Origin of the sequence: Metabacillus litoralis (genome assembly GCF_020524045.1) — a bacterium.
Classification (GTDB): domain Bacteria; phylum Bacillota; class Bacilli; order Bacillales; family Bacillaceae; genus Metabacillus; species Metabacillus litoralis_C.
The window spans coordinates 306,043-326,100 of record NZ_JAIVKL010000003.1 but is presented as its reverse complement, the minus strand read 5'-3'; the positions used below and the strand labels follow the sequence as shown (position 1 = coordinate 326,100).

Genomic DNA, 20,058 nt, shown 5'->3' with positions numbered 1-20,058 from the left:
CGATCGATTGGATAATATGTACAACAATAGTAATCGTAACAGAATTATCCTTTACACCTTTAATCGTTTCTGTCATTTTTGCAAATTCCTTATCTCAACTAATTTATTCTGAAGAAGCACATCGCCTGAGGTAGCTATAACAGCTATCCAGTGCCCGTTAATTTAGGAGTAGTTCCGTTAATTTTTGATATCATGACTCTCATTTGCTTCATTATCTGATTAAAGCTTTTATTATGTATGACTCCTATTTGCCTCTGTTGATAAATCACCATGTTTTCATGGTTTGTATCTATTAAATTTTTCATATGAACACCCCTACCTCTATTTCCTTTTTCTTTTAAAAGTATGACAGGAATTTATTAAGGAAGTGTAAATTTCTTGTGAATTTTAGTAGAAAACAGTCGAAAAATAAACATAATTGAATAGAAATCTTTATTAGAATGTATGTTTAACCAGTTATATTTTATTTGGACAAGCATAGAATATAGTAGTTTACAAAAAAATCGGAGGACTTTCCATGAAACGATTTTCACTATTATTACTGTGTTTATTCATTTGTTATATCGCCTATTATGATTTTCGAGTTGGTACACTTCCAGCAGTTAGTCAAGCTGCTTCAGATAACACAACGGTTCCTGTTGTAACTACATCTATTTCTCAAAAAAAGAGTATCAATTATTTTGAGCATAAAGTGAAACAAGGAGATACAGTTCTTTCAATTATTGAGAAATACCACAGCATGCTGCCAGCTTCCATTGAACAGATAAGCAAAGATTTCGAAGAACTCAATTCAGACGTCAAAGCTCACTCTATTGTAACTGGGCAAATATACAGATTTCCAAGTTATAAACAATAGTTGTTCCTTGTCTTTTAGTTAACCTCCCTGTAAAATGAGTTTTGGAGTACAAAATTTATTAAGGTTATGTTTTTAATTTAAATAGTTCATAAACGTATTAAACTTATTTTTAAGGAGCGATTTACACGTGAGTGAAATCATACATCGTACAAAAACTCGTCCTGTTAAAGTGGGAAGCTTAACAATTGGTGGCAACAATGAAGTCGTTATACAAAGTATGACAACAACAAAAACACATGATGTCGAAGCAACTGTTGCTGAAATTAACAGATTAGAAGAAGCAGGCTGTCAAATTGTTCGTGTTGCATGTCCTGATGAACGAGCAGCAAATGCCATTGCAGAAATAAAAAAGAGAATTAATATACCTTTAGTTGTAGATATACACTTTGATTATAAACTTGCACTTAAAGCTATTGAAGGTGGAGCAGATAAGATTAGAATTAATCCGGGAAATATTGGGAGAAAAGAAAAGGTCGAAGCTGTAGTTAAGGCTGCAAAGGAACGTAATATTCCAATAAGAATCGGTGTTAACGCTGGATCTCTTGAAAAAAGAATTCTAGAAAAGTATGGCTATCCAACAGCAGATGGTATGGTTGAAAGTGCTTTGCACCATATTAAAATCTTAGAAGACCTAGACTTTCATGATATTATTGTTTCAATGAAAGCATCTGATGTTAATTTAGCTGTTGAAGCTTATGAAAAGGCAGCTAAAGCTTTTGATTATCCACTACACCTCGGAATTACAGAATCTGGTACATTATTTGCTGGAACTGTTAAAAGTGCTGCAGGATTAGGTGTGATCTTAAACAAGGGAATTGGAAACACGTTGCGTATTTCTCTAAGTGCTGACCCTGTTGAAGAAGTAAAAGTAGCACGAGAATTACTAAAATCCTTTGGTTTAGCAGCAAATGCTGCTACGTTAATTTCTTGTCCTACATGTGGACGTATCGAAATTGATTTAATCAGTATTGCTAATGAAGTTGAAGAATATATTTCAAAAATAAAAGCTCCTATAAAAGTTGCTGTATTAGGCTGTGCGGTTAATGGTCCTGGTGAAGCTCGTGAAGCAGATATTGGAATCGCAGGAGCACGTGGTGAAGGTTTACTTTTCCGCAAAGGACAAATTGTACGTAAAGTACCTGAGGAAACAATGGTAGAAGAACTTAAAAAAGAAATCGATAAAATTGCTGAAGAACATTACGCGAAACAAGAAGCTGAAAAAGCTAAGCTTAATTCTTAAAAAAGAAGGAATCGGTTACCACACTGATTCCTTCTTTTTTATGGCTCTTTTCTGAAAGATTGTTGCTAATAAACTTATTCAGAGTTGTTTCTATTATGATTCTAAAAACAACAAAGTTTACTAAAACACAGTCTTTTTTATTTACTTTTCCTCTTCAAGCTCCTCTGGAAGAAGTACTGCCCCGATATTACTATTCATTGACAGAGATGTATCAATATCATCTTCAAGATGAGTTTCTCCATAAAACTGTTCCTGAATCGCCATATTAGCTTCTGTCGCTTTTGAATCGAATAACTGTTTATTTTTTTGGTTTTTAGTGTCTAAATCCATAAAGGTAAGCCTCCCTTATTCATACCTAAAACGAGGAATTGACCACTATATGGTCAATCCCCCGATAATTAATCACTACCTTTAAAAAAATGGAGTGATAAAGATTCCAAGGATTATGGAAACTGCACCAATACCTATTGCCCAAGCACCAGTACCAGTTGCTCCTCTTCTCCTTGCAATGAACCCGACAATAATACCTGCTGCTCCCATGATAACAGGTAAAATAAATAAGGAAATAATGGATAAAGCTAGTGCAAAAAAGCCCATCCCTCTTCCTTCTCCAGCCATTTCTCCACCATCTACATCTGCATCAGCTCTCGCGTATTCGTTTCTCATATTAATTGGAGCTGCGATTTCAGCTGCTGATTCTGTTTCATAATTACTTTCAATTTCACGATCTAGTGGCGTAATTCCCTTATAATTAGGATTATCAAAACGATCTCGTTCTTGTTCATTGAACTTGTTTTCGTTTGCCATTAAGATCCCTTCCTTTCTTGTGTAAAGGAGCATTATTATTATGAGCATTTTAGAAGGAACTATAACTGTAAAACTTTTCTGTTTCTTTGAAAAGCCATTATGGTACACTATGTACTAGGATTTAGTTAAAGGAGAGACTTTTTTATGTTGCGACTTGGAATAGACATTGATGGAACGATAACAGATCCACAGACCTTTGTACCGTATTTAAATAAATCATTTAATAAATCTTTAACATATAATGATTTAAACCAATATGATTTAACAAAGGTATTAAATATTACTGAAGCGGATTTTTGGAATTGGATGGATGAATTTGAACCTATCATCTATAAAGAAGCCCCTATTGCCAATCATGCTAAAAAAGTATTAGATGAATGGAAAAATCAACATCAATTATTATTTATCAGTGCAAGAAGAAAACATTTAGAGGATATAACCTATAATTGGTTTAAAGAAAACGATCTTTATTATCATCATATTGAATTAATCGGTACTCATAATAAGCTTGAAGCAGTTAAAAAGAACAATATTTCTATTTTCTTTGAAGACAAGCATGACAATGCATGTATGATCAGTGAGGAACATAATATTCCTGTTATCTTATTTAATACTCCTTACAACCAAGATTCAATTCCTAAAGGTGTAGTTCGAGTTGATAACTGGTTAGAAGCGAAAAACTGGGTAAACCAATGGTATGATGTTAAAATTTTATAAGGCGATGTGAAGACGTTCAAGGAGGCACCTCCTATTTTTAAAAATAATAGGGGTGTTTTTAACAGATAGCACTTATGAGGAATACACATTTCTTAGATTTTTTAATTTTATGACATTCAACAAAGGCTCTGACAAAATTGTCAGAGCCTTTTACCTACCATTCACTAAACTGGCCTGATAAATTAACTATAACTAAAACTCAATCTTTGTTTCAATGGCATTGAGGGCATTTACCATATACCTCAAACTTATGACCACTAATATCGTATCCTGATAAATTCGCTTGTAATTGCGACATAGGGCACCCAGGAATTTCCTTAGTTTTCCCACATTTCAAGCAAATAAAATGATGATGATGATGTTTTGAATCACAAGTAAATCTGAAATGTTTTTCGCCAGATAACTCTGTCATTTCAAAAATACCTAAATCAGCAAATAATGATAAATTACGATAAATCGTATCAAAGCTTAAGCCAGGATAATCATCTTTTAATGATTCCAATACATCTTTTGCTGTTAAATATTTATCATAATCAGCAAATAACTGAAGCATTTCTTCTCTTTTATTTGTATATTTATAGCCTTTTTCTTTTAGTAAGTCGAGAGCTTCTTGAACATTCATGAAACTTTCCCCTTTGTAATTTTAGTCCATAAAATTGCTAATACTAAGATTAAGACAGATAATATGACAATGGTACCACCTGGTGCTAAATCTAAATAATAGGATAGGAATAAACCAATAATAACAGATATTTCACCAAATAGTACAGAAAAGAAGATCGTTTGTTTAAAGCCCTTTGCAATTCTTATGCTAGCAGCAACTGGTAAAGTCATTAAAGATGAAACAAGCAAGATACCAACAATTCGCATTGAGCTTGCAATAACTAATGCTACTAGTAATATAAAGATAAAATGAATCCACTTAGCATTAATACCAGATGCTGTGGCATGTTCTTCATCAAAAGATAAAAGAAACAACTCTTTATATAAAAGGAAAATGATTGCAATAACAACAACAGATACTCCAATAATTACATATAAATCTGTGCGACTTACTGCACTAATACTTCCAAACAAATAACTAAATAAATCTGTATTAAATCCATCCGCAAGTGAAATGAAAATAACACTTATTCCTACTCCACTAGAAAGAATAATCGGAATCGCAAGCTCTTGGTAATGCTTATAAACAGCACGTAACTTTTCTACGAGTAAAGAACCCGCTACTGAAAATCCCATCCCAAGATAAATAGGATTTAAACCAGCAAATGCTGTGAATTTTTTCTCTAAAAGTAAACTTGCTGCAATTCCAGCTAAGGTTACATGACTTAAGGCATCTGCAATTAATGACATTCTTCTAACAACAACATAAACACCTAAAAGAGGTGCAATAAGACCAATTAAAAGCCCTGACATAAACGCATTTTGTAAAAACTCATATTCAAAAAGACTGCTCAACATTCTCATATCCTCCATTAGTGGGAGTGTGTTAACACATGTAATGAATGTCCATAAAACTCCGACATTTCATCTTCTTTAAGTGATTCAAATTCTTGTGAATTACCATGAAAATGAAGATGCTTATTGATACAAGCAACATGAGTCACTTTATCTGTAATTGTCCCAACATCATGTGTAACTAAAATTAAAGTTATTCCCAATTGTCTGTTTAGCTTCATTAACATTTCATAAAAGTTTTGCACTGTTTTCGCATCTACACCTACTGTTGGTTCATCTAAGATTAACAACTTCGGCTCACTCACAATAGCTCTTGCAATAAAGGTTCTTTGTTGTTGCCCGCCTGAAAGCTCCCCTATATTACGTCTAGTAAATTCCTTTAACCCAACTGCTTCAATTGCTTCCAGTACTTTTTGACGATCGTTCTTACTCATTAATTTGAATAAGCCAAGTTTGGATGTTAAACCACTTGAAACAACCTCAAAAACAGAAGCGGGAAATCCTGTATTAAAGCTATTTGCTTTTTGTGATACAAAGCCGATTTCATGCCAATTTTTGAACTTGTGAATTTGTTGGCCAAATAATTTTATTTCACCCTGTTGTGGTTTTAAAAGACCTAGTAAACATTTTAACAATGTTGTTTTTCCAGATCCATTTGGTCCAACAAGTCCTAAAAAACTCCCTGGTTCTACAGTTAAATTAATGTTCTCTAAAACTTTTGTCCGTTCATATGTGAAATTAAGATTATTGATTTCTATTACAGGTTGGTTCATTGAACTTCATCCCCTACAAATTAAGAATCGTTCCGATTTAATAAAAATAAAAAAACATTCCTTTAGAACATGAAAATTATACTAGCTTCTCTCGATAATGTAAAGCAAAAAAATCTACCATGAAATTGGCACGTTATCAATAGTTCGCCCATACATTGTGTGAGAGGAGGTTTGATAATGGTGTTATTTCAAAAAATTATAAATCAGAAACTCAACAATATTTCTGTAGAGGAACTCATGCAATATGCAAAACAATTTAATGTTTCTATAGAAAGAACTCAAGCAGCAGAGGTCGTTAAAGCAATGAATGGGAAAAATATAAATATTTTTAATGTAAATGAAAGAAAGCAATTGTTGACAAAAATTGCTCGAATTACATCTCAACAAACAGCTCAACAAGTTAATCAAATTTTTCAAAAGTTTACAAACTAACTTTCGTCTTAAAAATACAAAACTACTTACTGTTTCTTCAGAAAATTCAAAGCGGCTTGTTCATCTCCAACAAATTTAAGACAATATAAAATAGTAGGTGTTCTTTGGCCTTCATTCCATATCGTCTTTAGGAAAGTGGTTATTTTCCCAGAACAAGGCGCTAGAACTACGATATTTAGGTGTTATTTTGAGTTGATAAAGCAACAAAATTTACGAAAATAGCTTTTTGTTTAAAACAGAGGCTTGGAAATAAGTATTAAAGCTAAAGATAAACCCGAATTATTAGGTGATTTGTCAATTAAACATTCGCCTAATATTTCGGGTTTTTATTTGCTTTCATCAATAGATTTTTTAATTTTACATACTATTTCTAAGAACTAGTGGAATGGAGCGGAAGATACTCGGGCACCTACGGGAATTGAGGAAAGGCTGAGACCCCGCAGGCTTGCCGAGAGGCTCAGCTTCCTCCCCGGCGAATGGAGTGTCTGCAGCGCAATGGAACGAACTTATTTCTTTCAGTTTAACTGAATTTAGATTATTTATTCGTTTTTTTCTATGAATTCTTTAATTATATTTGTATGTTTATCTTCATTACGATTGTGTAAGGATCTTATCTAACAAAGCTTCATCAAATGTTTTCTCTCTAAACATATTAATTTCAAATTTATATGGTGGCTTTTTAGATTTTTTATCTTCGCCAACAAATGGAGTTTCGAGGATTTTTGGAACATCCATTAACGATGGGTGATGGATGATCGTATTTAATGCATCAAAACCAATATGACCAAAACCAATGTTTTCATGACGATCTTTACTTGAACCCATTGGATTTTTACTATCATTAATATGAAGTACTTTCAGTCGATCTATCCCAATGATCGAATCAAATTCTTTTAATACATCATCAAAATGATTAACAATATCATAACCTGCATCATGTGTATGACATGTATCAAAGCATATTGATAGATGCTGGTTATGTGTAACACCATCAATAATTTTTGCCAATTCATCAAAAGAGCGACCACATTCAGATCCTTTGCCAGCCATTGTTTCTAAAGCAATTTGTACCTCTTGATTTTGTTCAAGCACTTCATTTAGGCCTTCAATAATTTTTTTAATCCCTACGTCAGCTCCTGCACCAACATGTGCTCCAGGATGTAAGACAATCTGTCTTGCACCCAACGCATGTGTACGCTCAATTTCTGAACGAAGGAAATCAACACCTAATTGAAATGTAGCAGGATTTGTTGAATTACCAATATTAATTATATATGGCGCATGTACAACAATTTCCTCAATTCCATTTTCCTTCATATGAGCTTGTCCAGCTTCAATGTTAAGATCTTCAATTTTTTTTCTTCTCGTATTTTGAGGAGCACCAGTGTAGATCATAAATGTATTAGATCCATAAGAGACAGCTTCCTCACTGGAGGCTAATAGCATATTTTTCCCACTCATAGAAACATGTGAACCTATTTTAAGCATAACTCTTCCCCCTTTTTTTACTTGCCTTTTCTATCTAATCTTCTTTTTCTCTTTTTGATTTGTTCCATTTCGCGTCCCATTTTCTTTTTATAACCAGGCTTTACTTTTTTCGGCTTTTGTACAATACTTTTTGCTAAAGCGTCTGCATCATCAGTTACTCTTTTTCTATTTTGACGGCGTTTGCGGTCTTCAAGGTTTTTCCACTCTCCACCCACAAGGTCTCTATTGATAAATTGAACTCCTAATTTCTCCAATTTATTTAATGCATCTTCATCAGAGGTTTCAAAAAGGGTAGCTGCGATACCAGAACTTCCAGCTCGTGCTGTTCTGCCTACACGATGGATATAAAAGTCTAGTTCTGTTGTTGGGATTTCATAGTTTATAACATGGCTTACACCTTTAATGTCAATTCCACGAGCTGCTAAGTCTGTAGCAACAACATACTGGAATTCTAGGTCATTAATCTGTTTCATCATTTTTTTTCGGTCACGAGGTGATAAATCACCATGAATACGCCCTACCTTTAATCCTTTTTGAATCAAATAATCGGCAACTTCATCGGCTTTTTTCTTCGTGTTTGTAAAAACAATCGCTAAAAACGGATTAAACGATACTAGCATATCATGAACTAATTTGAGTTTATCGCGATGTCTGGTAGGTACTAGAACATGCTCTATCTTAGTAGCTGTCGCTTGTTTTGGAGCCACATGTGTAAACTTAGGATTCGCCAGATATTTTTTTAAGAAAGGCTTTAATTTTTCAGGTATCGTCGCAGAAAATACAAGAATTTGTAAGTTTTCTGGCATTTGACCAGCAACCATATCAACTTCTTTAATAAAGCCCATATCAAGCATCAAGTCAGCTTCATCAACAACCAAAGCTCGTACTTTATTAATAATGAGAGCATTTTCTTGAACTAAATCTTTAATTCTTCCAGGAGTTCCAACAACAATTTGTGGTTGTGTTTTTAATTTATCAATTGTACGTTGCTTGTCAGTACCACCGATATAGCATTTAGATGTTACTTCTTCATCTGAGAATGGGATAATTTTATTTACTTCATTATATATTTGTATTGCTAATTCTCTAGTCGGAGCTGTTATAACAACTTGTACTTCTTTTTTTGCTGCATCAATTTTATTAAGTAATGGTAGCAAATATGCATGTGTCTTTCCTGTACCTGTTTGAGACTGTCCGATCACACTTTCACCATTTAGTATTGATGGTATAACTCTTTCCTGAATTTCAGTTGGTTCTGAGAATTTTAATTCTTTTTTTAATGACTCTATTATAAACGGTTTTAATGAAAACCGTTCAAATTTTGTTTGTTCCATCCGTTTCATCTCCTTTTAGATAAGAATCACACATATTCCAAGTGTACCTTATCAATCCATCATTACATTATAACTGATACGAAGAAAAACTCAAACCAGAATTTTCTAGGCGAATGAAAAGATCATCATGTTTTTTCTATATAATCGAACGTTCTTTACTATGCGATTCCCCATGGAAAATAAATTACTCTATCATCACGAGTAAATATATTAGTGATTTGACATATTAAAACACTTCATTTTCAATCATCAGTGATATAGAAAATACCAAAAAGGAAAGAACCATTATTTGTTATGATGCATAGTCTATGGTAGGTATATGTACTTTGAAAGGAGGGTTTACATGTTTCAACAAAGACCAATGCCTCCTATGAATCCTAGAGGATTTCTTCCGCAACAAGGGCAATTTCCTTTAGGTCGACAACCATTTCAAGGTTCATTTATGGGTGGCGGCCAGCAATTTGGTCAACAAGCTGCAGCTGCTACAAGAGGTGGTGGAGGATTAAAAGGAATACTCTCTCGTATCATGCCTGGGAGCTCACAAGGTGTTACAGGTGCTGTTAATCCCCAAGCATTTACTGGAGCTGCAAATGCAGCATCAAGTGCTACAAGAGCTACAGGCTCGCTTCAAGGACTTATGAATCCATCCAACATTTCCGGTATGCTTGGAAATGTACAAAAAATGTTAGGAATGGCACAACAGGTAACACCTATGGTTCAACAATATGGTCCACTTGTTAAAAATTTGCCGGCTATGATGAAAATTTACCGTGAATTAAATAGTAGTTCAAATGATGAAGATCAAACAACAACCGAAGATGAGGTAGCAGTTAATTCTTCATCACAAGATCAATCAGAATCAGTAGCTAACACTACATCAACACAAAAAGGAAAGACCAAGAAAAAACAAAATACTACTAGTGATACAGTACTCAAAGAAGATTCTGATCAACAAGAAATTGACAATTTAACAAAAAAACGTTCTACTACAGCTAAAAACTCCATGCCTAAAATGTATATCTAATTATTCCTCTTTGTAATCTACCCCAATGTTCGATATAATATTAAGAGATTATGAGAGTAAAGAGCCGTTTTAACGGCTTTTTTCCATGTAGTCATTCAACATAGAGAAAACTCTCTATTTGATCTCTTAAGGAGGCATTATAATGAACGTTATTAAAATCGCACCTCGCGGATATTGTTATGGTGTTGTTGATGCAATGGTAATTGCCAAAAACGCCGCTTTAGATAAAACTTTACCAAGACCGATCTACATTTTAGGAATGATTGTTCATAATAAACATGTAACAGATGCTTTTGAAGAAGATGGCATCATTACACTTGATGGTAATAACCGCCTAGAAATATTAGAGCAAGTTGATAAAGGGACAATTGTCTTTACTGCACATGGGGTTTCTCCTGAGGTTCGAGAAATCGCAAAAGCTAAAGGTCTTGTAACACTTGATGCAACATGTCCTGATGTAACGAAAACACATGATCTTATTCGTGAAAAGGAAGCTCAAGGATATCACGTGATTTATATTGGCAAGAAAAATCATCCAGAGCCTGAAGGTGCTGTTGGAGTCGCACCACATATCGTTCATCTTGTTGAAACGGTTGAGGATGTAAAACAACTAGACATAAATAATGATAAAATTATTGTGACAAATCAAACAACGATGAGCCAATGGGATGTAGCTGACATTATGGAGCTTGTAAAGGAAAAGTTTCCTCATGTTGAAATTCATCGAGAAATTTGTTTAGCAACCCAGGTTCGTCAAGAAGCTGTTGCTGAGCAAGCAGGAGAAGCTGATTTAACAATCGTTGTTGGAGATCCGAAGAGTAACAATTCTAATCGTTTAGCACAAGTATCAGAACAAATTGCTGGTACAACAGCTTATCGTATTTCTGACTTAAGTGAATTAAAACTAGAATGGTTAAAAGATGTAAAAACTGTTGCTGTAACAGCAGGTGCATCTACTCCTACACCAATTACCAAAAAAGTCATCCAGTTTCTTGAGCAATATAACCATGAAGATGAAACGACTTGGATCTTAAATCATGAAATTCCTTTATCGAAAATATTACCTAAAGTTAAAATCAAGAATTAAACTAAAAGAGGCTGGGACATAAGTATTTAAGCTAATGATAAACCCGAATTATTATGCGATATGTCAATTAAACATTCGCCTAATAGTTCGGGTTTTTATTTGCCGTCATTAATAGATATTTTGGTTTTGTATACTATTTTTAAGAACTAGTGGAATGGAGCGGAAGACATTTGACTCCTGCGGGTGCAGAGGAAAGGCTGAGACCCCACAGGCGCTTGCGCCGAGGAGGCTTAGCTTCCTCCCCGCGGAAAGCAAATGTCTGCAGCGCAATGGAACGAACTTGTTTCTTTCAACATAACTGAATTTAGATTTATTCGTCTTTTTGTATGACATCTTTAATTATGTACCAACCTCCTTTTTTACGCTCTATCTTGGAAAAAAATAGATGGTAATGAACTAATTAGATTGTGCTTGGTATGTACTTACTATCAACCATATTCTTAAATATCAAACAAATTTAAATGGATTTGTATCAATTTCAGAACCAAATATATTTAGATCAAAGTTCTTTTCATTACACATCTTAGTTAATTTAGCTGATACTCCTTTAATCATTACCTTTTCCACATGGTGACCAGGATCAATGACGTTTAAATCTATCATCATTGCATCATGAGCAACATGGAAATATAAATCCCCTGTCACATAAACATCTGCTCCCTTAAATTTCGCCTGTTGGATATATTTGTTACCATCTCCACCTAATACAGCTACTTTTTTCACTTTAGAGCTAGGATCTCCAACCATTCTTACTTTCTCAACATCAAGAGATTTCTTTACATGCTCCGCAAATTCTATGAGTGTTAATTCCTTTTGTAAAACACCTATTCTACCTAGACCTAAGGTTAGCCCCTCATTTTCAATGGCATAGATATCATAAGCCACTTCTTCGTATGGATGTGCTTTTTCCATCGCTTGGATTACCTTCTTTTGTATTGATGATGGAAACACTGTCTCAATTCGAGTTTCAGAAACATATTCTAGTTTGCCTTTTTCACCTATGAATGGCTCAGTACCCTCAAGAGGTAAAAAGCTTCCCTCTCCTTCTGTGGCAAAAGTACAATGACTATAGTTGCCTATATGTCCTGCACCAGCATGCCCTAAAGCGTCTCTCACCTGTTTTTCATGTGTTACAGGAACAAAGACAACTAATTTCTTAAGCTTGTCTTCATAAGTTGGTACAAGAACATCTAATTGAGATAACTCAAGTGCATTAGCTAATAAATCATTTACACCACCATTTGCTACATCTAGATTAGTATGTGCTGCGTAAATAGCAATGTCATGCTTCAAACATTTTTCGATTATTTTTCCGTATGTAGAATCTGTGGTTAGTTTTTTTATTGCTCTAAATATTGGCGGATGATGGGCTATAATTAAGTCCACATTTTTTTCTATCGCTTCATCAATTACAGATTCTGTTACATCTAATGTAACCATTACCTGGTGTATCTTTTTATTAAGTGTTCCTATCTGAAGTCCAATCTTATCTCCCTCAACTGCATAAGCTTTTGGAGAAAATTGTTCAAATAATTGTATAACCTCAAATCCATTTGGCGTTTTCTTCAAGATTCCAAAACCTCCTCCACCAATTTAATTTTCTCAAATAACTCTCTGTATTTTTCATTATTATTATATGTATAGCCTGAATTCTCAAGTTGGTTAATAATCTCTTTCCAATGGGTACACTCTTGAAGCCATTTTTTCTTAAAAACATCCGATTTTTTCTTCATTAAAATTGGACCTAACAAAAGACCAGTTTGAAATGATACATCTTTATAGCTTTTATTTGAATCACCCTTTTCAGCAACAAGTACTTCATAAATCTTATTATCTTCCTCAATGATTTCTTCATCAATCAGTTCCCAATTGTTATTTACTAGCCATTCTCTAATATGAATAGCATGGATATTAGGCTGTAAGATTAAACGATCAACAGTAGTAAGTTTTAACATTCCATCCTCTAATATTTTTTTTATCAAACCTCCACCCATACCAGCAATCGTTATACAGTCAACCTGTTCTCCTTCTTCAATAACTGAAAGACCATCACCTAGGCGAACAGAAATGACATTTGTGAGTTCATTTTTTATCACTTGATTTCTTGCAGATTCATAAGGTCCAGCCGTAATTTCACCGGCAATTGCTGCTTTAGCCTTACCCTGTAAAATCGAAAAACAAGGAAGATACGCATGATCTGATCCAATATCTGCCATTACGGATTTTTCAGGTATAAAAGAAGCAACAACTTCTAGTCTTTTAGATAAGTTCATTTCATTCATATGTCACCAATTTTCTATAGATTGTTGAGTATCTGATAGCTATGATAAAGCACTCTATTGATTTTTCCACTATGTATGATTCCTGTTTTAGAGAAGCGTATCAATTATAACTTCTATCATTTGCACGTTCAATATACTCCAAATAGCCTCTTTGATTTTGAGTTTTTCAATATTCCACCAAAATAGTGAATGTTTATAATTCTTAATAGAACTAAATAGGATTTCTAAATAATTTACAAAATATATGATCGTACCTAAATAAAGTATAAAAAAAGTCCTTCACAGATGCAAAGGACTTCTTTTTTTAGAGAAATTAAATATTATTCATTAGTTTTAGTGTCTAGCATGTTTAAGCATATATTACTTTTAAGTAATTTATCTTATTTGATTTGTGATACCCATTCAGCCATCTCATCGAGTTTTTCATCTGGAACTAGATTAGCTGGCATAATTCCTTTACCTTGTTTAAGTGTTTCTTTTATTTCGTCTACACTTAAACGGTCACCAACACCAACAAGTGAAGGACCTGCTCCACCTTCATAGTTTTCACCATGACATGTGATACAGTTTTGTTGATAGATTTCTTCAGGAGATGCATTTGCAACATCTGCTGTTTCTGGTTCTTCTTCTCCATTAGCTAATTCTTCATGATCGCCAAGACCTTTAAATGATAAAAGGAACATAAGGCCGATTCCTAGTACTGCGATTAATAAAAATGGAATAAGTGGATTGCGATTCATCGTGTAACCTCCCTTATGTAAATGTGAATCTTCCATTAGATAACATTCATGCCAACTAATGTCGCTATTAGATCATCCATTTTCTGAATGTATATCAGTTGATAATACTAATAGAGCGTTTTCTTTGTGTGATTAATAGGTTTACTGCATAGTACTAGTAGATAATTGTCATAAGTACATTTTGTTTTTATAAACAACCTCTATTTTACTGTAATTTTACGATAAGTAAAAGACCTAACTTATAACATCTCCATGTTTTTCACACTTTAGACAAAAATAAGACATTTATAAGAAAACTTCTTTAACTGATATTGACATCTGTTACTTATTAATATTATTACAATATAATAGCTAAAATGAAAATAGCGATACCTAATATACCACTAATCGAAAGATAGATCATTCTTAAGATTAAACCTGCTGTCACCCATATTAGACAGTTAATAATAATGATAACTCCTACAACAAAATCATTTCCACTTACAAAATAATCCGACAAGGAAATTGAAGAAATTAACAGTTGGATAAAAGTTAAGCTTAAAGGCACTTGAAAAGATTTGCTTTTTCTTATAAAGTAAGCGGTAACAAGTATTGAACCAAAAAGCAAAGAAGTTAAGATAACGATTTGCATTAAGTAGGTAATTTCAGTAAAATTAGTAAAAAGAAGGGTTGCTACCACTAAAATAATGGTAAAGGAATATAAAATTCCATCAATTAGCGATAAACTTTTTCTTTTTTTCTTTTCTTCAATTTGTTCATGATTTTCTTGATTTCCTTCAGTATAAAGAGCTAATAAAAAATCACAATATGTTTCAGGTAAAAGTTTGTTATCTTTCCAATGATATATTTCATTGATAATTATATTTTTTTTATCTTTATCCATCGCAGTCATCCTTAACCGTTGTTACTCTTATTTTAAAGATAAAATATATGGGTTGTAAATGAAAATTTTCCGATCCAACAATTCTATCTTCAGATAGCTTCAACAACTTATGACAAGCTGCTAAGTTAGGCATACATCGGTTAACAAAATGAAAGACGGACAAAAGTCCGCCTTCCTATTCTAAAAAGTCTTTAAGGCGTTTACTACGGCTAGGGTGACGTAACTTTCTAAGTGCCTTTGCCTCAATTTGACGGATACGTTCACGTGTTACACCGAAAACTTTACCTACTTCTTCTAAGGTTCTAGTTCTTCCATCATCTAGACCAAAACGAAGACGTAATACGTTTTCTTCTCGATCTGTTAACGTATCTAATACATCTTCAAGCTGCTCTTTTAACAATTCATACGCAGCATGTTCTGAAGGTGAAGTTGCGTCTTGATCTTCAATGAAATCACCTAAATGAGAATCATCTTCTTCACCAATTGGTGTTTCAAGTGAAACAGGCTCTTGAGCAATTTTTAAGATTTCTCTAACCTTGTCAGGAGTTAGTTCCATGTCCTCTCCAATTTCTTCTGGAGTTGGTTCTCTCCCAAGATCTTGAAGTAATTGACGTTGCACTCTTATTAATTTATTAATCGTCTCAACCATATGAACCGGGATACGAATTGTCCGAGCTTGGTCAGCAATAGCACGTGTAATCGCTTGGCGAATCCACCAAGTTGCATACGTACTAAATTTATATCCTTTACGATAATCAAACTTTTCGACTGCTTTCATCAAGCCCATATTTCCTTCTTGAATTAAATCAAGGAAAAGCATTCCACGACCAACATATCGTTTAGCAATACTTACCACAAGTCGTAGGTTGGCTTCAGCGAGTCTGCGTTTTGCCTCATCGTCGCCTTCTTCAATACGCTTAGCAAGATTAATTTCTTCGTTTGCAGATAAAAGATCTACTCGACCTATCTCTTTTAAATACATACGAACAGGGTCATTAATTTTAACTCCTGGTGGTACACTTAAATCATTTAAATCGAATTCTTCTTCTTTCGCTAGTTCTTGAACATTTGGATCTGCCTCAGCACCAGCTTCACCTAGAAGTTCTACACCTTGCTCTCCTAGAAATTCATAATACTCATCCATTTGGTCTGATTCTATTTCGAAGTTTGCCATACGCTCTGCAATTTCTTCGTATGTTAGTACTCCACGTTTTTTCCCTATTTCTGTTAATTGGTCTTTCACCTGTTCAAAGGTTACTTCCGTTTCATGGGTCTGTTTATCAGCCATAGGAACCCCTCCTTCCAAACTTACCAAGTTATAAGATAAGCCATCGGATTACTGTTTAGCGGTATTTGCATATATTTAGGAATGTGTTACAACACAATAACAACACACTTATTAATATTTACCTCTTCATCTTCAGCTTAACTGTTATGACTTTAAAGCTTGTTTTAATTGAATAATTTCCATTGCTATTTGAGCTGCTTCTTTGAACTGTTTATTTCTTTCAGCTTCATTTTTAACAGCTTCTTTTTCTTTTATCATTAACATTTTTTGATGATTCAACACCTGTTTTATGCAATCGGATAGTTCTTGTTCACTCACTTCAGTGTTTAACGTAATCATCGCAATGTTGGATACGATATCTTGTAACTCTACATTTGGAAGTCTTGATAGAAATGAGCTAACATTTTCCTCATTACCTTCTTCATAAAATCCATATAAGTAAGTAACAATAGCTTTATGCTCTTCGATATTAAATTGAAGTCCAAGCCGCTCTAATACTTTTTGAGACAAATCCTTACTCCGAAGCATATGACCAATCAATATTCGTTCGGCAGTGTGAAAGGCAGGTAAAAGGGTTTTTCTTGAGATAGGATTACGTCTCACCTGTTGTGGAACCTTTTTCATATTTGAAGAAACATCTGAATCTGAATTAGTCCTTTTTTGATTGAGCTGTTCTTTTAGAACCTCCATCGATAATTCAAATTCTTTAGAAAGCTGATTCAAATAAATTTCCTTTTCTACCGCACTTTTTAATTGGCTAACCTCATTTAGTACATTCTCAATGTATTGGAATCGTTCTCCTTCATTTTGAAGGTTTTTCCCTCTTCTGTAATAACTCATCTTAAACGTCATTAGAGGTACACTTGCCCCTATTACATCATTTTTAAACTTTTCAGAGCCGTACTTTTTGATGTAGTCATCAGGGTCTAAGCCATCTTGAATCATAGCAACCTTTATTTGACATCCAACGGCTTGTAAAATCTTTGCCGCTCGATTGGTTGCCTCAACTCCAGCAGAATCAGAATCATAACAGATGATAATATCTGATACGTTTCTCCTCAATACCTTTGCTTGATCTTCTGTTAATGATGTTCCCATCGTAGCAATAGCATTCTCAACACCTGATTTAGAAGAAGAGATGACATCAGCAAACCCTTCAAAAAGAACCACTTGTTGATTTTTACGAATATGTACTCTTGCTCTGTGAAAATTATAAAGTATCTTGCTTTTATTAAATATTTTTGTTTCTGGACTGTTCAGATACTTTGGTTTCTCATCTCCAAGCACTCTTCCAGAGAAAGCAATTGTCATACCATGATGATCTGTGATCGGAAACATAATTCGATTGCGGAAGCGATCAAAGTAGTCATCTGAATTACTTTTCTTCACTAGTAATCCAGCTTCCTCCATCATTGCAGGACTGAAACCTCTTTTAACTAAGAATTTTGAAATATAATCCCAAGAATCAAGTGAATAACCAATTTCAAATGTATCAATTGTTTCTCGAGTAAAACCTCTATTCAATAAATAATCTAAGGCTTCTTGACCCTCTTTTGTATTTACCAATAAATGATGGTAAAATTTCTTTAAGAGCTCATGAGCTTCTATCATCTTCTCAGAATCTTTAGGAAGAGATCGCTCCTGTTCATTCGTTGTTATTGTGGAAGGTAATTCAACACCCACCTTATCAGCAAGATGTTGAGCAGCTTCAATAAAAGAATAATTTTCATGCTGCATCAAAAAGGAAAAGACATTTCCACCTGCCCCACATCCAAAGCAATGGAATATCTGTTTATCAGCTGATACTGAGAACGACGGGGACTTTTCACCATGAAATGGACATAAACCAAAATAGTTACGTCCCTGTTTCTTCAGTTGAACATATTCACTTATCACATCAACAATGTCAGAAGTTCTTTGTATTTTTTCAACTAATTCTTCGGGAATTCTATTTCCCATACTAACAACTCCGTAATAAAGATATTCGAGATTTATTTAAGATCTCCTGCATCTTTCGACAAAATTTTTTCGATTGTTGTGATAAAATTTACATTATCCTCAGCTGTGAATTTCTTTGGACCTTTAGTGTGCTTGCCACTTCGCCTCTCCATAGCTGATAGGTATCGAAATTGCAGGGCTGTTTCAATATTTGCCTCTGTATATTGTTTACCCCTTGGAGTAATAACAATAACGCCTTTTCTTAGCAATAAACCTGCTAAACCAATATCTTGAGATATTACGATATCATTTTTCTTCACATGATTGACTATGTATAAGTCAGCTTCTTCTTTACCAGTATCTACATACACCCATTTACCACCATACGTTCTATCAGAAGTATGATTATAAGATGCAACAAAAGTAACATCAATATTGTACTTACTTGCAAGTTCCATTACTTCTTGTTTAACTGGACAAGCATCAGCATCTACATATATACCTACATTTTTTTCGGCATAGTTCACTATTCTACATCACTCCGAGATTATCCTTCTTAACAATACTCATGTAAGTTAATATTCTAGAAAAAGAACTAAAATCCTTTTTTGTCGAAAAATATTTCCTTTAGCTTCTTGACAGTTTACAATTAATAGTTTATTCCTAGATGTCAAGTTCTAAACCTAAAAAATAACTTTTTATCACAATTTTTTATTATAATACAAAGTTCGGCAAATTTCTATTGTTTTTTTCTCCTAAATCTAAGTATAAGCAACTCTACAACATTTAAGTACTAAAAAATCGTCTAAAACGAAAAAGGTAACTTATTTAGGTGTTACCACCTATAAGTCACCCACAAACTAAACATTAATTCCCATTTTGCTTATTCATGAAATTAGCTATTATATTCGCTGTTTCCTCCACAGCTTTATTCGAAACATCTACCACTTGGCAGCCAATTCGATTTACCACTTTATCAAAATAATTAAGTTCTTCTTTTATACGATCAATATTTGCATAAAAAGCTTCATCATTTAAACCTAAAGATTTTAATCTCTCTTTACGAATATGATTGAGTTTGTCAGGCATAATACGGAGCCCTATACATTTTTGTGCAGACACTTTATATAATTCTTCTGGTGGTTCTACTTCTGGGACGATCGGTACATTTGCAACTTTAAATCGTTTATGTGCTAAATATTGAGACAATGGTGTTTTTGATGTTCTAGATACTCCAATTAACACAATATCAGCCTTTAAAATTCCTCTTGGGTCACGTCCATCGTCATACTTAACAGCAAACTCAATTGCTTCGACCTTTTTAAAATAGTCATCATCAAGCTTTCTAACACGTCCTGGCTCATATTTAGCAGAAATGCCATATGACGTTTCCATTTTATCAATTAAAGGACCAATAATGTCATAAAACACGACACCTTGTCTAGTTGCTTCTTCCATTAAACAATCTCTTAGTTCCGGAACAACAAGGGTAAAACAGACAATAGCTTGATCTTGTTTCGCTAATGAGATCACTTCTATTATCGTTCCTTTATCTTCAACATATGGAATTCTTTTGATTTTCGTATTTGCTGAAGCACCATTGAATTGGCTTGCAGCTGCTTTTACAACTAGTTCAGCAGTTTCACCAACTGAATCAGATACAACATAAATCAATCGATAGCTCATTCTAATTTCTCCATTCCCTTACGCT

Annotated in this window: 21 protein-coding genes; 6 read left to right on the top strand and 15 right to left on the bottom strand. The window is 33.8% G+C overall.

The window, feature by feature from the left end; genetic code table 11:
* Window positions 1-517: 517 nt before the first annotated feature.
* Complete coding sequence (locus LC076_RS07735; protein ID WP_226667396.1) at window positions 518-856, top strand: LysM peptidoglycan-binding domain-containing protein; 339 nt, start codon at window positions 518-520, stop codon at window positions 854-856.
* Window positions 857-983: 127 nt separating this feature from the next.
* Window positions 984-2,096: a flavodoxin-dependent (E)-4-hydroxy-3-methylbut-2-enyl-diphosphate synthase gene (ispG, locus tag LC076_RS07730; protein WP_413465960.1), complete on the top strand. Its 1,113-nt coding sequence runs from the start codon at window positions 984-986 to the stop codon at window positions 2,094-2,096.
* A 141-nt stretch (window positions 2,097-2,237) separates the two neighbouring features.
* On the opposite strand, the gene LC076_RS07725 is transcribed toward ispG, so the two are convergent.
* Together LC076_RS07725 and LC076_RS07720 are read right to left on the bottom strand one after the other, a co-directional pair.
* Window positions 2,238-2,426, bottom strand: coding sequence for a hypothetical protein (locus LC076_RS07725; protein ID WP_226667395.1), 189 nt, complete (start codon window positions 2,424-2,426; stop codon window positions 2,238-2,240).
* Window positions 2,427-2,507: 81 nt separating this feature from the next.
* The gene (locus tag LC076_RS07720) at window positions 2,508-2,903 is read right to left on the bottom strand and encodes a DUF4190 domain-containing protein (protein WP_226667394.1); all 396 of its coding nucleotides are present in this window, start codon (window positions 2,901-2,903) and stop codon (window positions 2,508-2,510) included.
* Window positions 2,904-3,047: 144 nt separating this feature from the next.
* Between LC076_RS07720 and LC076_RS07715 the strand changes: the two genes are divergently transcribed.
* On the top strand, window positions 3,048-3,620 hold the full coding sequence (locus LC076_RS07715) for a hypothetical protein (RefSeq protein WP_226667393.1): 573 nt from the start codon (window positions 3,048-3,050) through the stop codon (window positions 3,618-3,620).
* Window positions 3,621-3,831: 211 nt separating this feature from the next.
* Here LC076_RS07715 and LC076_RS07710 read toward each other — a convergent pair whose 3' ends face one another.
* Genes LC076_RS07710 through LC076_RS07700 form a run of 3 tightly spaced genes read right to left on the bottom strand, consistent with a single transcriptional unit; the run spans window position 3,832 to window position 5,851 of the window.
* Window positions 3,832-4,242, bottom strand: a complete 411-nt coding sequence (locus LC076_RS07710; protein ID WP_226667391.1) for a Fur family transcriptional regulator — start codon at window positions 4,240-4,242, stop codon at window positions 3,832-3,834.
* Window positions 4,239-5,081, bottom strand: coding sequence for a metal ABC transporter permease (locus LC076_RS07705; RefSeq protein ID WP_226667390.1), 843 nt, complete (start codon window positions 5,079-5,081; stop codon window positions 4,239-4,241). Before LC076_RS07705 ends, LC076_RS07710 begins: the two co-directional genes overlap by 4 nt.
* A gap of 14 nt (window positions 5,082-5,095) precedes the next feature.
* Window positions 5,096-5,851 (bottom strand): metal ABC transporter ATP-binding protein, encoded by a 756-nt coding sequence (locus LC076_RS07700; protein WP_319005492.1) that lies wholly within the window; start codon window positions 5,849-5,851, stop codon window positions 5,096-5,098.
* Window positions 5,852-6,028: 177 nt separating this feature from the next.
* On the opposite strand from LC076_RS07700, the gene LC076_RS07695 reads away from it, so the two are divergent.
* Entirely contained in the window at window positions 6,029-6,283 is a 255-nt protein-coding gene (locus LC076_RS07695; RefSeq protein WP_226667389.1) for a DUF2624 domain-containing protein, read from the top strand.
* A gap of 591 nt (window positions 6,284-6,874) precedes the next feature.
* Here LC076_RS07695 and LC076_RS07690 read toward each other — a convergent pair.
* Together LC076_RS07690 and LC076_RS07685 are read right to left on the bottom strand one after the other, a co-directional pair.
* Window positions 6,875-7,771 (bottom strand): deoxyribonuclease IV, encoded by an 897-nt coding sequence (locus LC076_RS07690; protein ID WP_226667388.1) that lies wholly within the window; start codon window positions 7,769-7,771, stop codon window positions 6,875-6,877.
* A 17-nt stretch (window positions 7,772-7,788) separates the two neighbouring features.
* Window positions 7,789-9,105: a DEAD/DEAH box helicase gene (locus LC076_RS07685; protein WP_226667386.1), complete on the bottom strand. Its 1,317-nt coding sequence runs from the start codon at window positions 9,103-9,105 to the stop codon at window positions 7,789-7,791.
* 343 nt (window positions 9,106-9,448) lie between these two features.
* On the opposite strand from LC076_RS07685, the gene LC076_RS07680 reads away from it, so the two are divergent.
* Complete coding sequence (locus tag LC076_RS07680; protein ID WP_226667385.1) at window positions 9,449-10,129, top strand: YqfQ family protein; 681 nt, start codon at window positions 9,449-9,451, stop codon at window positions 10,127-10,129.
* Between the two features lie 142 nt (window positions 10,130-10,271).
* Window positions 10,272-11,216 (top strand): 4-hydroxy-3-methylbut-2-enyl diphosphate reductase, encoded by a 945-nt coding sequence (locus LC076_RS07675; RefSeq protein ID WP_226667384.1) that lies wholly within the window; start codon window positions 10,272-10,274, stop codon window positions 11,214-11,216.
* A gap of 447 nt (window positions 11,217-11,663) precedes the next feature.
* On the opposite strand, the gene LC076_RS07670 is transcribed toward LC076_RS07675, so the two are convergent.
* The 8 genes from LC076_RS07670 to LC076_RS07635 form a co-directional block, all read right to left on the bottom strand.
* Window positions 11,664-12,785 carry a Nif3-like dinuclear metal center hexameric protein gene (locus LC076_RS07670; protein ID WP_226667383.1) on the bottom strand — a complete coding sequence of 374 codons (1,122 nt, stop codon included), beginning with the start codon at window positions 12,783-12,785 and terminating at the stop codon, window positions 11,664-11,666.
* Window positions 12,782-13,498 (bottom strand): tRNA (adenine(22)-N(1))-methyltransferase, encoded by a 717-nt coding sequence (locus LC076_RS07665; RefSeq protein ID WP_226667380.1) that lies wholly within the window; start codon window positions 13,496-13,498, stop codon window positions 12,782-12,784. Before LC076_RS07665 ends, LC076_RS07670 begins: the two co-directional genes overlap by 4 nt.
* 380 nt (window positions 13,499-13,878) lie before the next feature.
* Window positions 13,879-14,238 carry a cytochrome c550 gene (cccA, locus tag LC076_RS07660; protein WP_226667379.1) on the bottom strand — a complete coding sequence of 120 codons (360 nt, stop codon included), beginning with the start codon at window positions 14,236-14,238 and terminating at the stop codon, window positions 13,879-13,881.
* A gap of 337 nt (window positions 14,239-14,575) precedes the next feature.
* Window positions 14,576-15,121, bottom strand: a complete 546-nt coding sequence (locus LC076_RS07655; protein ID WP_226667378.1) for a hypothetical protein — start codon at window positions 15,119-15,121, stop codon at window positions 14,576-14,578.
* Window positions 15,122-15,296: 175 nt separating this feature from the next.
* Window positions 15,297-16,409 carry an RNA polymerase sigma factor RpoD gene (rpoD, locus tag LC076_RS07650; protein ID WP_226667376.1) on the bottom strand — a complete coding sequence of 371 codons (1,113 nt, stop codon included), beginning with the start codon at window positions 16,407-16,409 and terminating at the stop codon, window positions 15,297-15,299.
* A 144-nt stretch (window positions 16,410-16,553) separates the two neighbouring features.
* A complete protein-coding gene (dnaG, locus tag LC076_RS07645; RefSeq protein WP_226667375.1) occupies window positions 16,554-18,368 on the bottom strand; it encodes a DNA primase in 1,815 nt (604 codons plus the stop codon).
* Between the two features lie 32 nt (window positions 18,369-18,400).
* A complete protein-coding gene (locus tag LC076_RS07640; RefSeq protein WP_226667373.1) occupies window positions 18,401-18,874 on the bottom strand; it encodes a YaiI/YqxD family protein in 474 nt (157 codons plus the stop codon).
* Between the two features lie 340 nt (window positions 18,875-19,214).
* Window positions 19,215-20,033, bottom strand: a complete 819-nt coding sequence (locus LC076_RS07635; protein ID WP_226667372.1) for a pyruvate, water dikinase regulatory protein — start codon at window positions 20,031-20,033, stop codon at window positions 19,215-19,217.
* Between the last annotated feature and the right edge of the window lie 25 nt (window positions 20,034-20,058).

Excerpts from the sequence above, each read along its gene's own strand:
- LC076_RS07735 (WP_226667396.1), top strand. The coding sequence starts at position 518 with ATGAAACGATTTTCACTATTATTACTGTGTTTATTCATTTGTTATATC.
- LC076_RS07725 (WP_226667395.1), bottom strand. The coding sequence starts at position 2,426 with ATGGATTTAGACACTAAAAACCAAAAAAATAAACAGTTATTCGATTCA.
- LC076_RS07720 (WP_226667394.1), bottom strand. The coding sequence starts at position 2,903 with ATGGCAAACGAAAACAAGTTCAATGAACAAGAACGAGATCGTTTTGAT.
- LC076_RS07715 (WP_226667393.1), top strand. The coding sequence starts at position 3,048 with ATGTTGCGACTTGGAATAGACATTGATGGAACGATAACAGATCCACAG.
- LC076_RS07710 (WP_226667391.1), bottom strand. The coding sequence starts at position 4,242 with ATGAATGTTCAAGAAGCTCTCGACTTACTAAAAGAAAAAGGCTATAAA.
- LC076_RS07705 (WP_226667390.1), bottom strand. The coding sequence starts at position 5,081 with ATGTTGAGCAGTCTTTTTGAATATGAGTTTTTACAAAATGCGTTTATG.
- LC076_RS07700 (WP_319005492.1), bottom strand. The coding sequence starts at position 5,851 with ATGAACCAACCTGTAATAGAAATCAATAATCTTAATTTCACATATGAA.
- LC076_RS07695 (WP_226667389.1), top strand. The coding sequence starts at position 6,029 with ATGGTGTTATTTCAAAAAATTATAAATCAGAAACTCAACAATATTTCT.
- LC076_RS07690 (WP_226667388.1), bottom strand. The coding sequence starts at position 7,771 with ATGCTTAAAATAGGTTCACATGTTTCTATGAGTGGGAAAAATATGCTA.
- LC076_RS07685 (WP_226667386.1), bottom strand. The coding sequence starts at position 9,105 with ATGGAACAAACAAAATTTGAACGGTTTTCATTAAAACCGTTTATAATA.
- LC076_RS07680 (WP_226667385.1), top strand. The coding sequence starts at position 9,449 with ATGTTTCAACAAAGACCAATGCCTCCTATGAATCCTAGAGGATTTCTT.
- LC076_RS07675 (WP_226667384.1), top strand. The coding sequence starts at position 10,272 with ATGAACGTTATTAAAATCGCACCTCGCGGATATTGTTATGGTGTTGTT.
- LC076_RS07665 (WP_226667380.1), bottom strand. The coding sequence starts at position 13,498 with ATGAATGAAATGAACTTATCTAAAAGACTAGAAGTTGTTGCTTCTTTT.
- cccA (WP_226667379.1), bottom strand. The coding sequence starts at position 14,238 with ATGAATCGCAATCCACTTATTCCATTTTTATTAATCGCAGTACTAGGA.
- LC076_RS07655 (WP_226667378.1), bottom strand. The coding sequence starts at position 15,121 with ATGGATAAAGATAAAAAAAATATAATTATCAATGAAATATATCATTGG.
- rpoD (WP_226667376.1), bottom strand. The coding sequence starts at position 16,409 with ATGGCTGATAAACAGACCCATGAAACGGAAGTAACCTTTGAACAGGTG.
- dnaG (WP_226667375.1), bottom strand. The coding sequence starts at position 18,368 with ATGGGAAATAGAATTCCCGAAGAATTAGTTGAAAAAATACAAAGAACT.
- LC076_RS07635 (WP_226667372.1), bottom strand. The coding sequence starts at position 20,033 with ATGAGCTATCGATTGATTTATGTTGTATCTGATTCAGTTGGTGAAACT.